The 321-nt window shown below is 60.7% G+C and carries 1 protein-coding gene; it reads right to left on the bottom strand.

What is annotated here, in order from left to right; genetic code table 11:
• Positions 1 to 321: hypothetical protein (locus ACYAR8_RS24730; protein WP_463581340.1), on the bottom strand; the 321-nt coding region annotated here is incomplete at both ends.

Here is a 321-nt window from a genome sequence, read left to right as displayed (position 1 = left end):
AAGGCGAAGGTTTCGGTGCCGAGGCGACTGGTGGCGCTTAGCAGGCGGCTTACCGGGTCGTAGCGATAGGAGAGCGGGCCGCGACGGCTGTCATTGATGTCGGTGAGCTGGTCGGCGGCGTCGTAGGTGTATGCGCGTTTTATGAGCGTGGATTTGTCGTCTGCTCGTCCTAGCAGTTGTTCTTGAAGGCGTCCCGCAGGATCCCACTGTTGGGTTTGCAGCAGGTTATTGCCTTGGTGCCGGCTGATCTCGCGGTGGAGGTCGTCGCGCTCGTAGCTGAGCAGTTCATGCTCATCGAGCTTCAGGCCGAGCAGATGACCG

It is taken from the genome of Pseudomonas sp. HP_01 (assembly GCF_055284355.1).
The sequence above is the reverse complement of the archived record's forward strand: the minus strand, read 5'-3'. Positions and strand labels throughout refer to the sequence as shown.